Source organism: Mycobacterium sp. 012931, assembly GCF_000419295.1.
Classification (GTDB): Bacteria; Actinomycetota; Actinomycetes; order Mycobacteriales; family Mycobacteriaceae; genus Mycobacterium; species Mycobacterium marinum.
The window spans coordinates 2,461,198-2,475,171 of sequence record NZ_AOPX01000001.1 but is presented as its reverse complement, the minus strand read 5'-3'; the positions used below and the strand labels follow the sequence as shown (position 1 = coordinate 2,475,171).

Annotated in this window: 11 protein-coding genes, 1 tRNA gene and 2 pseudogenes; 6 read left to right on the top strand and 8 right to left on the bottom strand. The window is 64.6% G+C overall.

Translation table 11 applies throughout. The features are described 5' to 3' along the window. Positions 1-3 precede the first annotated feature (3 nt). From MMSP_RS11075 to MMSP_RS11060, 4 genes and pseudogenes are all read right to left on the bottom strand, one after another. Positions 4-1,592 (bottom strand): annotated as a pseudogene (locus MMSP_RS11075) (carboxyl transferase domain-containing protein). Next, positions 1,589-2,236, bottom strand: coding sequence for a CoA transferase subunit B (locus MMSP_RS11070; RefSeq protein ID WP_020786678.1), 648 nt, complete (start codon positions 2,234-2,236; stop codon positions 1,589-1,591). The pseudogene MMSP_RS11075 and the gene MMSP_RS11070 overlap by 4 nt, the downstream one beginning before the upstream one ends. 49 nt (positions 2,237-2,285) lie before the next feature. After that, positions 2,286-3,032, bottom strand: a complete 747-nt coding sequence (locus MMSP_RS11065) for a CoA transferase subunit A (RefSeq protein ID WP_012395451.1) — start codon at positions 3,030-3,032, stop codon at positions 2,286-2,288. 120 nt (positions 3,033-3,152) lie between these two features. After that, positions 3,153-4,847 (bottom strand): AMP-binding protein, encoded by a 1,695-nt coding sequence (locus MMSP_RS11060; protein WP_152522443.1) that lies wholly within the window; start codon positions 4,845-4,847, stop codon positions 3,153-3,155. 83 nt (positions 4,848-4,930) lie between these two features. On the opposite strand from MMSP_RS11060, the gene MMSP_RS11055 reads away from it, so the two are divergent. Both MMSP_RS11055 and MMSP_RS11050 read left to right on the top strand, forming a co-directional pair. Next, complete coding sequence (locus MMSP_RS11055; protein WP_012395453.1) at positions 4,931-5,566, top strand: TetR/AcrR family transcriptional regulator; 636 nt, start codon at positions 4,931-4,933, stop codon at positions 5,564-5,566. Between the two features lie 230 nt (positions 5,567-5,796). Next, complete coding sequence (locus MMSP_RS11050; protein WP_012395454.1) at positions 5,797-6,588, top strand: MmpS family transport accessory protein; 792 nt, start codon at positions 5,797-5,799, stop codon at positions 6,586-6,588. Here MMSP_RS11050 and MMSP_RS11045 read toward each other — a convergent pair. Beyond that, a complete protein-coding gene (locus MMSP_RS11045; protein ID WP_015356593.1) occupies positions 6,585-7,913 on the bottom strand; it encodes an MFS transporter in 1,329 nt (442 codons plus the stop codon). The two genes, MMSP_RS11050 and MMSP_RS11045, sit on opposite strands and share 4 nt — an antisense overlap. A 95-nt stretch (positions 7,914-8,008) precedes the next feature. Between MMSP_RS11045 and cmrA the strand changes: the two genes are divergently transcribed. Continuing rightward, positions 8,009-8,815, top strand: a complete 807-nt coding sequence (gene cmrA / locus MMSP_RS11040; RefSeq protein WP_012395456.1) for a mycolate reductase — start codon at positions 8,009-8,011, stop codon at positions 8,813-8,815. 3 nt (positions 8,816-8,818) lie between these two features. On the opposite strand, the pseudogene MMSP_RS11035 reads toward cmrA, so the two are convergent. Further along, positions 8,819-10,426 (bottom strand): annotated as a pseudogene (locus MMSP_RS11035) (helicase HerA-like domain-containing protein). A gap of 114 nt (positions 10,427-10,540) precedes the next feature. Here MMSP_RS11035 and orn point away from each other — a divergent pair. Both orn and MMSP_RS11025 read left to right on the top strand, forming a co-directional pair. Beyond that, positions 10,541-11,188 (top strand): oligoribonuclease, encoded by a 648-nt coding sequence (orn, locus tag MMSP_RS11030; RefSeq protein ID WP_012395458.1) that lies wholly within the window; start codon positions 10,541-10,543, stop codon positions 11,186-11,188. A 49-nt stretch (positions 11,189-11,237) separates the two neighbouring features. After that, a tRNA-His gene (locus MMSP_RS11025) sits at positions 11,238-11,313 on the top strand. A 60-nt stretch (positions 11,314-11,373) separates the two neighbouring features. Here MMSP_RS11025 and MMSP_RS11020 read toward each other — a convergent pair. After that, positions 11,374-12,075: a hypothetical protein gene (locus MMSP_RS11020; protein WP_020786674.1), complete on the bottom strand. Its 702-nt coding sequence runs from the start codon at positions 12,073-12,075 to the stop codon at positions 11,374-11,376. Positions 12,076-12,207: 132 nt separating this feature from the next. Further along, positions 12,208-12,807 (bottom strand): TetR/AcrR family transcriptional regulator, encoded by a 600-nt coding sequence (locus MMSP_RS11015; protein WP_020786673.1) that lies wholly within the window; start codon positions 12,805-12,807, stop codon positions 12,208-12,210. A 318-nt stretch (positions 12,808-13,125) separates the two neighbouring features. Between MMSP_RS11015 and MMSP_RS11010 the strand changes: the two genes are divergently transcribed. After that, positions 13,126-13,959, top strand: coding sequence for an ABC transporter permease (locus MMSP_RS11010; RefSeq protein WP_051153658.1), 834 nt, complete (start codon positions 13,126-13,128; stop codon positions 13,957-13,959). Positions 13,960-13,974: the final 15 nt, after the last annotated feature.

Genomic DNA, 13,974 nt, shown 5'->3' with positions numbered 1-13,974 from the left:
GAGTCACATCCGGAAGACGCCGTAGGAGACCGATTCCACGGGTGCGTGAGCACACACCGACAGAGCAAGTCCGACAACGGTTCTCGTGTCGGCCGGGTCGATGATGCCGTCATCCCACAGGCGTGCGGTCGAATAATAAGGATTGCCCTGGTTCTCGTACTGTTCCCGGATGGGCGCCTTGAACTGATCTTCCTCGTCGGACGACCAAGGCTTGCCGGACGCGGAAAGTTGCTCGCCACGCACGGTGGCCAGCACCGAGGCGGCCTGCTCACCGCCCATCACCGAAATCCGCGCGTTCGGCCACATCCACATGAAGCGCGGCGAGTACGCCCGCCCACACATCGAATAGTTACCCGCCCCATAGGATCCGCCGATCACCACGGTCAGCTTCGGCACCCGGGCGCAGGCCACGGCGGTGACCATCTTTGCGCCGTGTTTGGCGATGCCCCCCGCTTCATAGTCACGGCCGACCATGAAGCCCGCGATATTCTGCAGGAACAGCAGGGGGGGGTCTTGCGTTTGTCGCACAGCTCGATGAAGTGCGCTCCCTTGACCGCAGATTCGCTGAACAGGACGCCATTGTTGGCAATGATGCCGACCGGATGTCCGTGGATGCGCGCGAACCCCGTCACCAGCGACTTGCCGTAATTGGCTTTGAACTCGCTGAATTCGCCGCCGTCGATCAGCCGCACGATGACGTCGTGCACGTCGTAGGGCACCCGCGGATCCGGGGGCACGACGTCATAGAGCTCGGTCTGAGCGTGCTTGGGTTCAACGGATGGGCCGATCTCCCATTGCGCGGGTTCCAGTGGGCCGAAGGTGGCCGCGATCGCACGCACGATCCGCAGCGCGTCTTCGTCATCGTCATCGTCGGCCAGATGATCGGTGACACCGGATACCCGCGAGTGCAGGTCGCCGCCGCCGAGTTCCTCGGCCGTGACGATCTCGCCGGTGGCCGCCTTGACCAGAGGTGGGCCGCCCAGAAAGATCGTGCCCTGCTCGCGGACAATGACGGCTTCGTCGCTCATCGCCGGCACGTAGGCGCCGCCGGCCGTGCACGAACCAAGTACCGCGGCCACTTGCGGAATCCCCTTGGCGCTCATGGTCGCCTGGTTGTATAAGATCCGTCCGAAGTGTTCGCGGTCCGGGAAGACCTCATCCTGGTGGGGCAGGAATGCCCCGCCGGAGTCGACCAGGTAGATGCACGGCAGCAGGTTCTGCAGTGCGACTTCCTGAGCACGCAGGTGCTTTTTCACCGTCATCGGGTAGTAGGTGCCGCCCTTGACCGTCGCGTCGTTGGCGACGATGACGCACTCCCGCCCGGAGACCCGGCCGATCCCGGTAATGATCCCCGCGCCCGGAGATTCGTCGCCGTACATGCCGTTCGCCGCCAGCGCGGCCAACTCCAGAAAAGGGCTGCCCGGGTCCAGCAAGCGGTACACCCGCTCGCGCGGCAACAGCTTGCCGCGACCGACATGGCGTTCGCGGGCACGTTCATTGCCCCCCAGGGCCGCAGCCGCAAGCTTGGTGTTCAATTCGGCGACCAGCCGGCGATGCTCGTCGGCAAATGATGGCGCGGCGATGGTTGTCACCGGGCGACCAGATCATCGAGGACAAGGGGCGGTTGGGTTTTCGCGACGACTTCCTCCGCCGAGACATCCGGTGCGGTCTCGATCAGGTGCAGGCCGTCGTGGCAAACGTCGATGACCGCGAGTTCGGTCACGATCCGGTTGACGCAACCCACCCCGGTCCGCGGCAACGTACATCTCTCCAGGATCTTCGGGCTGCCGTCCTTGGCGGCGTGCTCCATCATCACGATCACCTTGCGCGCGCCGTGCACCAAGTCCATCGCGCCGCCCATTCCTTTGACCATCTTGCCCGGGATCATCCAGTTGGCCAGATCGCCACTGACCGAAACCTGCATGGCCCCAAGCACCGCGACGTCCAAGTGGCCGCCCCGGATGATTCCGAACGAGGTGGACGAGCCGAAGAACGCCGCACCGGGCAGCGTGGTCACCGTCTCTTTGCCCGCATTGATCAGATCGGCGTCGAGTTCCTCGCGAATGGGATAGGGGCCGACACCCAGGATTCCGTTCTCCGAGTGCAGGACAACGGTGACGCCCTCGGGAATGTGGTTGGGGATTAGCGTGGGCATTCCGATACCGAGGTTGATGTACTGCCCGTCCTCGAATTCGGTGGCCACCCGTGCGGCCATGCCGTCTCTGCTCCAGCTCATCTGGCGCCGCTCCTCCTCATCGCTTCGCTCTGCATCGTCGCCAGCGGGTTCACGGCCGCACCGTCTCTTTCTCGATCCGCTTGATGGGATTGGGCACATGCACCACCCGCTGCACGAACACGCCCGGGGTGTGGACTGTGGCCGGGTCGATCTCGCCGGGCTCGACAAGATGCTCGACCTCAGCAATCGTGATCCGGCCCGCCGGAGCGCACTCGGGGTTGAAGTTCGCCGCAGAGTAGCGATACAGAAGATTGCCGTGCCGGTCCCCCTTCCACGCATGAACCAGCGCGAAGTCGGTGCGGATCCCGCGCTCGAGAACGTAAGTAGCGCCATCGAATTCACGAGTCTCCTTGGGAGGCGACACCACCGCGACCGCGCCCGAGGCGTCGTAGCGCCAGGGCAGGCCGCCGTCGGCTATCTGGGTACCAACACCGGCCGGTGTGTAGAAACCTGGGATGCCCATACCACCGGCGCGCAACCGCTCCGCCAACGTGCCCTGCGGGGTCAGTTCCACCTCGAGTTCGCCGGAAAGGAACTGACGCGCGAACTCCTTGTTCTCCCCCACATAGGAGGAAACGGTTCGGCGAATTCTCTTGTGCTGCAATAACACGCCCAGCCCGACGCCGTCGACACCGCAATTGTTCGACACCGTCTCGAGGTCAGTGACACCACTATCTACCAGCGCCGCGATCAACGCTTCCGGAATGCCGCACAGGCCGAATCCCCCGACCGCCAGCGACGCCCCATCGGTTATGTCTGCCACCGCCTCCGCGACGGTGGCCACTACCTTGTCCATTGCCGCAGAGTCTCCTCGCTATCGGCTCGGGCTGAGATTTTTTCAGTTAATCTTGATTAACCGAAGCTTGACAATACCACTGCCCCGCCCAGCACGTAAAGAGAGCGCGTACCCGCACGCTCAGTGCTGCCCACGGAGGTACTCGATCGCCTGTTGGCGCATTTCAACTTTGCGAACCTTGCCGGTCACAGTCATCGGGAACTCGTCGACGAGCCGCAAATATCGCGGGATCTTGAATTTGGCGATTTGGCCGGCGCAGTATTCGCGCAATAGGCCGGTGGTCAACTCTGGCGCCCCGGCACGCAGGTTAACCACCGCCATCAGCTCCTCGCCCATCCGCTCGTCGGGCACCCCGACAACGTGGGCGTCGACGATATCGGAATGAGAGTGGAGGAATTCCTCGATCTCACGCGGCGAAATGTTCTCCCCGCCTCGCACCACGATGTCCTTGATCCGGCCCGTGATCTGCACGTATCCGCATTCGTCCATCAGCGCCAGATCGCCGGTGTGCATCCAGCCCTCGGGGTCGATCACCTCCGCGGTCCGCTCCGGAGCCTTCCAGTACCCAGGCATCACCGAGTAGCCCCGGGTACAGAACTCACCGGCGGTGCCGCGGGGCACGACCCGACCGGTCGCCGGGTCGACCACCTTGATCTCCAGGTGCGGACCCACCCCAGGGAACGCCGGAGCCCTGGGACCCACCCGCCCCACCGTCGTGACGCGTCGCTGAAGGGAATCGTTGCTGCGAGTCTGGGTCGCCACCGGCGATGTCTCGGTCATGCCGTAACAGATGGAGATCCCGGCCATGTGCATCTGGTCGATCACTTTGCGCATCACCTCGACCGGGCAGGTCGAGCCCGCCATGATGCCGGTACGCAGGCTGCTCAGGTCATAAGTCGCGAAGTCCGCCAGTCCGAGCTCGGCGATGAACATCGTCGGGACGCCGTACAGGCTGGTGCACCGTTCGTCCTGCACGGCCCGCAAAGTCGCGGCCGGGTCGAACCCAGGTGCCGGAATCACCATGCAGGCGCCGTGGCTGGTAGCCGCCAGATTGCCCATCACCATGCCAAAGCAGTGGTAGAACGGCACCGGGATACAGATGCGATCCTCGGCGGTGTATTCGATCAGTTCACCCACCAAATAGCCGTTGTTGAGGATATTTCGATGGCTCAGCGTGACACCTTTGGGAAAGCCCGTTGTGCCAGAGGTGTATTGGATGTTGATGGGATCGTCGGCGCTGAGTGTGGTGGCAATCTCCTGCAGCGCAACCAAATCGGCACCGGATCCGGCCAGCTTCGCCCAGCCATCGCCGTCTAAGAACACGACATCGTGCAGTTCGGGACACCCCGGCGCTACCTCCGCGAGGATCGCCGCGTAGTCCGACCCCTTGAAACCCGAAGCGGCGATCACCATCGCGACGCCGGATTGGCGCAATGCATACTCCAACTCGCGCGCCTGGTAGGCAGGATTGATCGTGACCAGGATGGCTCCGATTTCAGCGGTCGCGTATTGGACCAGCACCCACTCCCAGCGGTTTGGCGCCCAGATCCCGACCCGATCGCCACGGCCGATCCCCGCCCTCACCAAGCCCGTCGCCAATTGGCGCACGTCGGTTAGAAGCTGGGCGTAGCTCCACCGACGGCCCGAACGGACATCGACGAGGGCGTCGCGGCTTTCACACTGGGACGCGGTAGCGGCGAGATTTGCGCCGATGGTCATCTCGAGTAGGGCGGGCGCGATGGGACCACGGTCATAGGAGAGCTGATTTTGGTCTGCGGCAGCGGTGGTTGCCACGGCCCCTCCGTCTATTTGCATCACGCGGAGTTAATATCTACTAACTCGTGTTACGTTAGTGACGATTAACCGAAGTGTCCAGGACGAGTTGGACGGAGGCCGTCATGGCAGCGTCCGCCCCGGATGAGCAGACCGCGACCCCGAATCGTCGCAGCCAGCAAAAGTCCGATCGGCGTTTGCAGCTGTTATCGGCGGCCGAGCGACTGTTCGCCGAGCGCGGCTTTCTGGCCGTACGACTCGAAGACATCGGCGCCGCGGCCGGCATCAGCGGTCCTGCGATCTACCGGCACTTCCCCAACAAAGAGTCACTACTGGTCGAGTTGCTAGTCGGAATCAGCTCCCGGCTTCTCGCCGGTGCCCGTCAGGTGACCACCAACAGCAATGACGCTGCCGCCGCTCTGGACGGTTTGATCGATTTCCATCTCGACTTCGCCTTGGGCGAACCGGACCTCATCCGGATCCAGGACCGCGACCTCGGGCACCTGCCCGCGGCGGCCGAACGCCAGGTGCGCAAAGCCCAGCGGCAGTACGTGGAGATCTGGGTGGGCGTGCTGCGCCAACTGGATCCCGGCCTGGCCGAAGCCGACGCCCGGCTGATGGCGCATGCCGCGTTCGGCTTGCTCAATTCCACGCCACACAGCATGAAATCAGCCGATACCAAGTCGGCGTGTGCACCCCATTCCCGCGCCGTGATGCGGGCGATGACCGTCGCCGCGCTAACGGTCGACGTGGGAGCCTAACGCCGGCCGCGCCGCGCAGCCACAATCGCCTTCACATCACGGGCCGCGCTGAGCGCGCGCTCGGCATCGGCACCTAAGCTCTTGGCGGAGTCGTGGTGAGCTAGGGAGACAATGCCGCAGCGCGCGCTCGCGGACATGGCGAGCGGGGCGGACCGGGGCAACCGGGTACAAAACCGGTCTGGCATCACGGCCACGTAAATCTTGGGTACCCTTCAATCCATGAGGTGGGGATGAACGATCCGCGTCGACCCCTGCGGTATGGCCCCCCGCAACCGGGGCCCGGGCCAGGCTGGCCGCAGGGTCCGGTAAACACGCCGCCCGCCGATCCGGCCTACGCCGACCAGGCGCCCTATGCGCCGACATACGGCGGTCACGTTCCGCAATGGGCTCCGGGTTCTTACGACGAGGCCAACCCCACTCAGCAATTGCCGCCACAGTATTGGCAACAGAACCCGGGTCAGCCGGGCGAGGTGCTGCGCGACGGACCGCCACCGCCGGAAGGCCCGAAGACACCGCGCTGGCTGTGGATCGCGGCTGGCGCGGCGGTGGTCCTGGTCATCGGTTTGGTCATCGCGCTGGTGATCGCGAACATCTCAGTCAAGAACCAGACCGCCCTCGAGCCGCTGCCACCGATCGCTGGGCCAAGCTCGACAATCGCGCCCCCCACGACGCGAACCTCACCCACGCCCAGCAGCAGCCCGGCGCCCACAACGACCAGCGGTTCGGCGACACCGACCACGACGCCTACCGCCGGTGCGATGCAGACCGTCGTGTACACCGTCACCGGCGAAGGCCGCGCGATCAGCGTCACCTACATGGACACCGGGGACGTCATACAGACCGAATTCAATGTCGCGCTGCCCTGGAGCAAAGAGGTGAGCCTGTCGCGGTCGGCGAACCATCCGGCGAGCGTCACCATCGTCAACATCGGCCACAACGTGACCTGCTCGGTGACGGTGAGCGGTGTTCAGGTCCGCCAGCGCACCGGGGTCGGCTTGACCATCTGCGACGCCTCGGGCTAGGTCGTCTCGGTCACGACGACACCGCCGTGCCGCGGAACACGCACCACCAGCATTCCCACCAGTCCCACCGCCAGCACCAGACAGATGCCGCCCAGTCCGGCTCGGACCGCGCTGAAGATGTCGACAAAGATTGAAAACAGCCACGGCCCGAGGAACGCCACGGCGCGGCCTGTCATCGTGTACAAGCCGAAGGCCACCCCCTCCTTGCCGTGCGGTGCCATGCGCAGCAACAGAGCGCGCGCCGACGACTGCGACGGTCCGATGAACAGACACAGCAGCAGCCCGCACACCCAAAAAGCCGTCGCTCCCGACAGCACCATCAGAACGATCGCACTGATCAAGATCGAGGCCAGGGATGCGACGATGACCGGCTTGGATCCGACCCGATGGTCAACAAACCCACCGACCACCGCCCCGACCGCGGCCACCACGCTTGCGGCCACACCAAACAGCAGTACATCGGCTTGAGTCAGCCCGTAGACGTTGACGCCCAGTACCGCCCCGAAGGCGAACATCGCCGCCAGGCCGTCCCGGAAGATCGCGCTGGCGATCAGAAAGTAGACCAGATTGCGGTCGCGACGCCATTCCGAACTGATGTCGGCCCACAGCTTTCGGTAGGCACCGAGCATTCTCGTCGCCGGCTGCGGCACCGTGCCGACATCGGGGAGTCGGTGGGCTACCAGCAGCAGCGGCGAGGCCAGCACGGCTAACCAAGCCGCCGCGAGCAGCATCGCGACCCGGATGTTGAAGCCGTCATGCGCCGGCAACTGCAGCAAGCCGCGGTGAGCGCCGCTGCCCGCCACGAAGCCCAGATAGATCAATATCAGCAACACAACGCTGCCGACGTATCCCGATGCCCAGCCGAAACCCGAGATCCGGCTGGCGGTCGTCGGCGGGGAGAGCTGACGCAGCATCGAGTTGTACGGAACGCTCGCCAGGTCACTGCATGCCGCGGTCGCGGCCAGCAATGCCAACCCGGCCCACAGGTATCCGGGACTGTCATGGATCAAAAACATCGCGCAGGTCAGCGCCACCGTGACGCTGGTCAGTACGCCCAGGGCCACCCGGCGGCGGTGCGGGGATTCCACCCATACGCCGACCAGCGGAGCCAGCAACGCGATGGTCAGGCCAGCGGCGGCCGCGGCTCGACCCAGCCAACTGGCCGGGTCACTGCCTCCCGGCATCCCCTCTCCCACCATGCTGGTCAGGTAGACGGAAAACACAAAGGTCGTCACGATCGCGTTCAAACCGGTCGACCCGCAGTCCCACAGCGCCCATGCCACCACCCGGGATCGCACAAACGTTCCGGTGGCCGGGTTGGTCATGCCCGGCACTCTATCTCGCGATTGGCCGCGACCTGCTGCGTCGGCTCCGCTGCGCTTGTGGTCGTTGTGAAAAGGCCACTGTCTACGATTGGCTCATGCCGATACCTGCGCCCAGTCCCGACGCACGTGCCGTTGTCACCGGAGCTTCGCAAAACATCGGCGAAGCGCTGGCCACCGAGTTGGCCGCGCGGGGGCACAACCTGATCGTCACCGCGCGCCGCGAATCGCTGCTGAACGAGCTCGCCGCCCGGCTGACCGACAAGTACCGCGTCACCGTCGAAGTCCGGCCGGCAGATCTCGCCGACCCACAGGAACGCACCAAGCTGACCGACGAACTCGCCGCGCGACCCATCTCGATCCTGTGCGCCAACGCCGGCACCGCGACGTTCGGTCCGGTCGCATCGCTGGACCCGGCGGGCGAAAAGGCGCAGGTGCAGCTCAATGCCGTCGCCGTGCACGACCTCACCTTGGCGGTGCTGCCGGGCATGATCGAGCGCAGGGCCGGCGGGATCTTGATTTCCGGTTCGGCGGCCGGCAACTCGCCGATCCCCTACAACGCGACCTATGCCGCCACCAAAGCCTTCGCAAACACCTTCAGCGAATCGCTGCGCGGTGAGCTGCGCGGCTCCGGAGTGCACGTCACCTTGCTTGCCCCGGGGCCGGTACGCACCGACCTGCCCGACGCCAGCGAAGCCTCGCTGGTCGAACGGCTGGTACCCGATTTCTTGTGGATCTCCACCGAACACACCGCCCAGGTTTCATTGGACGCCTTGGCCCGCAACAAGATGCGCGTCGTTCCCGGCCTGACCTCGAAGGCCATGTCGGTGGCCAGTCAGTACGCTCCCCGGGCCATCGTGGCACCCATCGTGGGCGGCTTCTACAAAAAGCTCGGGGGCGGCTAGGCGTTACTTGCGCCGACGCCGCCCGGTACCGAAGATGCTGCGGGTGAACTCTCGTGCGGCGGTGTTGATCGCGCTCTTCACGGTGGGATTCTTGAGCACTTCTTCCCACAACGGAGGTCCCTGCGGCTCGACGGGCGTCGGCATCGGCGGTAAGTCGAAGTCCTGCGGCCAGGGCAGCGGGTCGTATTTTCCTCGTGGGGGCTGAGGCGCCGTCGCGGGTGGCTCCGCCGCCTCGGTCGCCGGCGCGTACTTGGCGCTCAACATCTCGTGGGCCGATTCCCGGTCGATGGTCTGGCCGTAGACGGCCTGCAGTGGGCTGGCCTGGGCCACAGCGCGGATCGCCTCGGAGCCGATAGCACCCATCAGCGACCGCGGCGCGCGCATCCGGGTCCACGCCACCGGCGTCGGCACCCCCTTTTCGGAGAGCACCGTGACGACGGCCTCGCCGATTCCCAGCGAGGTCAGCGCGGACTCCAGGTCATAGACATCGGTTTTCGGGTAGGTGCGTACGGTCTTGGTCAGTGCCTTGTGATCGTCGGGGGTGAATGCCCGCAACGCGTGCTGAATCCGGGCGCCGAGCTGGGACAGCACATCCTTGGGCAGGTCGGTCGGCAATTGGGTGCAAAAGAACACCCCTACGCCCTTGGAGCGAATCAGCTTGACGGTTTGCTCGACCTGCTCCAGGAAAGCTTTGGAGGCATCGCTGAACAGCAAGTGCGCCTCGTCGAAGAAGAACACCAGCTTCGGCTTGTCCAGATCCCCCACCTCGGGCAGATAGGTGAACAGGTCGGCCAGCACCCACATCAGGAAGGTGGAGAACAACACCGGGCGCAGCGACTGACTCCCCAGCTCGAGCAGGGAGATGATGCCCCGGCCCTGGCCGTCGACACGAAGCAGGTCATCGGGTCTGAGTTCCGGCTCGCCGAAGAAGCTGTCGGCGCCTTCGGCCTCCAGGTTGACCAACGCCCGAAGAATGACGCCGGCCGTCGTAGGAGATACCGCGCCAAGAGATTTCAGCTCGGCCTTGCCCTCATCACTAATCAGATGCGTGATGACCGCACGCAGGTCTTTGAGGTCCAGCAGCGGAAGTTCCCGCTGATCGGCCCAGTGAAAGATCAGTCCAAGCGTCGATTCCTGGGTGGCGTTAAGTCCCAACACCTTTGCCAGCAGGATCGGGCCGAAGCTGGAAATGGTGGCGCGCACCGGAACGCCCACCCCGCCGGCACCCAGCGACAGAAACTCCACCGGAAATGCGGTGGGCGTCCACGCATCCCCGGTCTCTTCGGCCCGCGCCGCCAGCTTGTCATCGGTCTGCCCGGCTCGAGACAGGCCGGACAGGTCTCCCTTCACGTCGGCCATCAGCACGGACACCCCAGCCGCGCTGAGTTGCTCGGCGATCAGCTGCAGCGTCTTGGTTTTTCCGGTACCGGTGGCCCCAGCTACCAGACCGTGCCGGTTGACAGTGGCCAGCGGAATGCGAATCTGTGCAGCTGGGTCCGCCTAGCCATCGATCACGACGCTGCCCGGCTGAAGCGCTTGACCGTCCACGTCGTAGCCGGCTGCGATCCGCTGCGCCGGCCCCACCTGCCCGTCGGGCCCATCGGTACTCATCGTTGCCGCGCCCCCTTTTCCCAGTGGTTCCGGCGTGCAGTTGGGGAAAGCATCACACTACTTTGCCGGGGGCAGGCGGGGTGCGAGCCGGGCGTGGGCCTTAGTCTGAGCGCTGTGCGTGAGGAATTGGTATGGATCGACTGTGAAATGACCGGACTGGATCTTGGGTCGGACAAGTTGATCGAGATCGCCGCACTGGTCACCGATGCCGACCTAAACATCCTGGGAGACGGCGTGGACGTAGTGATCCACGCCGACGACGCCGCGTTGTCCTCGATGGTCGACGTGGTCGCCGACATGCACTCGCGCTCCGGGCTGACCGAAGAGGTGCGGGCATCCACGGTCGACATGGCCACCGCCGAGGCGATGGTGCTCGACTACATCGGTGAACATGTGAAGCAACCCAAGACGGCGCCCCTGGCCGGGAACTCGATCGCCACCGACCGCTCGTTCATCGCCCGCGACATGCCGGCGCTGGACGCATTTCTGCACTACCGGATGATCGATGTCAGCTCCATCAAGGAACTGTGCCGGCGCTGGTATCCGCGTATCTACTTCGGACAACCGCCCAAAGGGCTGGCGCACCGGGCACTGGCCGACATTCACGAATCCATCCGGGAGCTGCAGTATTACCGGCGTACCGCATTCGTGCCCCAGCCCGGGCCCACTACCAGCGAAATCACCGCGGTGGTCGCCGATCTTCAGGGCGCGGACGACGCACCGGAGGCAACCGATTCGGCCCAGGAGCGTCCGAGCGGTTAGTATCGACGTCGCCGTTGGTTAGCCCCGGTCGGGGCGGGCGACGGCCATGGTGAGTGTAGTTCAGTTGGTAGAGCACCAGGTTGTGATCCTGGGGGTCGCGGGTTCGAGTCCCGTCACTCACCCCACTGGTCAGAGGGCGTTTCCCGCCCTCTGACCTTTTGCTTTGGATGGCCCTCGGGACGCCCTCATGACGCCGTTGGAGACCCGGAGCTGGTTTGGGTGTCTGCGCGCATCTCGTGGATTCGTTGCGATCTGGCCAAGATCAGGCCGCTGACCAGCAGCACCCACGCGGGAAACATCAGCGTCACCCACATGCTGACGTCACTGACGGTCAACAGGGCCGCGGCGGCCGCGTAACTGATTCCGGCCAGCCAGCGCGGCATCAAGCCGGTCCGCAGCCAGATCGTCGCCAGCGAGATCATGAACACCGCCGCCATCCGCAGCGCGTAGGTCTTGCTGGCAGTCAGCACCACCGCCTTGCCAAACCTGACCACCTCGGCATGCGCGGCCGGGTCGACGACATTGGCATTGCTGGCCACCAGCCCGGCCGACGCCGCCGTCATGACGAAGATCATCACCAAGAACAGCAAGCCGCTGCCCAGAAACACCGTCGCGAAAAACCGGTCCTCATAGCAGCCGAAGCCATCACGCACCACCCCGATGAACCACAAGAAGCTGATCCCCGCGAACGGCATCAGCATGGCAGCGGTCGCGATCCCGCCGTGCTCGTTGTTGAGCCAGCCCGCGGTATCCCCCTCACCCTCAGGCATTCTGGTGCGAATCAGGATGATGACGGCACCGAACAGCAGTGCAAAGACCACTCCAGCCAGCGCCGCGGCTCGGGGGGTCGTCAACGGGTGCAGTGATGCCTGCGGTGGTGGATGCACGGCCTCATCCTTTCAAAGCTGCACGCACTGGCGCGGGGGTTTGAGCCGCTCCCGCTTGGACGCACCCAAATATCGTGGCGCACCACGAAGTTGGGCTCCGCTTCGCGACTCGACGGGAGATGCCTGATCGCATTACCGGAATCCGGCGAGCGCGATCCGCAGCGCCTGGCCCATCTGGACGTGAAATATCGGGCTGGACGGCGGATCCGTGCTCAGCCAGCGATCGAATACGAATTTCACTGTGGCCAGGCTCGTGTGGACCAGCAATGCCGGTCGAATGTCGGTGCGCGCGTCGACTCCCATTCGGGAAGCGACGTGCTCGATGAAGCGGTGCTGGTCGTCTTCGCTCACCAAAGCCGACTTGCTCAACAAGTAGGGAGCGGTCGCGATCGCCCGGCGCCAGGTATCCAGTTTGAGATCACCGGCGTCCCTGGCGTAGCTGACGAACAACGCGATCAAGGCCTCGACCGCGGATTCATCCGCGGGCCAGCTGCGGTAGGAGCTGACGATCTCGGTGATGGCCTGCCGGACCGGATCGACCAGCAGTCCCTCCTTGGTGGGGGCGTGCCGAAAGTAGGTGCTGATGGAGACTCCAGCCGCCGCGGCAATGTCTTCGGTCGTCACCGCGTCGAATCCACGCTCGGCAAAGAGTCGGTGGGCGGTCTGCTGAATCAGCGAAAACAACTCGGCGCGCCGACGGTCTCGCAGCGAACCAATGTTTGCTGGATTCATACCATCACCCTCGGACGCCATCCCGGAACAGCAAGGCGATTATGCCTTCCGCGCTGATGGTAGATCATCGCGGATGAACGTTTCTACACTATTGAAAGTGCCTATCGACTAGGCCTGCGTGTTACCGCATACCATACTGAGCTGCAGAGTCGCGGAACCCGAGCGCGCCACCCCAGGCAAGACTCGCTCCATGGCGCCCGATAACTTCTGCTGGACGATGTAGGACAAAAGCGGTGGGGAGGGCGCCAATGGAGTCGGGCGCTAGCACGCGATGAGGCGCGGCCCGGGTTTGCTCACGACGCCGTTGGTTGCACCGCGATAACCACCCAACCCGAGCCCGCACTGCTCGGTTCACGCAATGACGACGGCGTTGCCGCCATCGGTGACTGGGCCGCCGGCTACGTTAGGCGCCACCCACTAGCCGCACTCACCACCGTCGGTGAACAGTTCGTCCTCGGGGTGCGCACCATCCAGTACTTCTTCGTCGATCTGGTCACCGGCCGCTTCCAGTGGCAAGAGTTCGTCCGCCAAGGCGCCTTCATGGCAGGGACCGCGGTGCTGCCGACGATCCTGGTTTCGCTGCCGATCAGCGTCACGTTGTCGATTCAGTTCGCGCTGCTCGCCGGCCAGGTCGGGGCCACCTCACTGGCCGGAGCCGCCAGCGGCCTGGCGGTCATCCGGCAAGGAGCCTCGCTGGTGGCGACCGTCCTGATGGCGTCGGCTGTCGGATCGGCCATCACCGCCGACCTAGGTTCGCGAACGATGCGCGAAGAGACCGACGCTATGGAAGTGATGGGCGTATCGGTGATCCGGCGCCTGGTGGTGCCGCGCTTTGCCGCCGCGATCATGATCGGTGTCGCGCTGACCGGTGTCGTGTGCTTCGTCGGCTATTTCGCCAGCTACATGTTCAACGTGTACTTCCAGAACGGGGCACCGGGCAGCTTCGTGGCAACGTTCGCGTCTTTCGCGACGACCGACGACATGTTTCTGGCGCTGTTCAAGGCCGTCATCTTCGGCGCCATCGTGGCGGTCGTATCGGCCCAGAAGGGCCTGTCCACCAAGGGCGGGCCGACGGGCGTGGCGAACTCGGTGAACGCGGCGGTCGTCGAGTCGATCCTGGTGCTGATGATCGTCAACGTCTCGATCAGCTAGTTGCACGTCATGCTG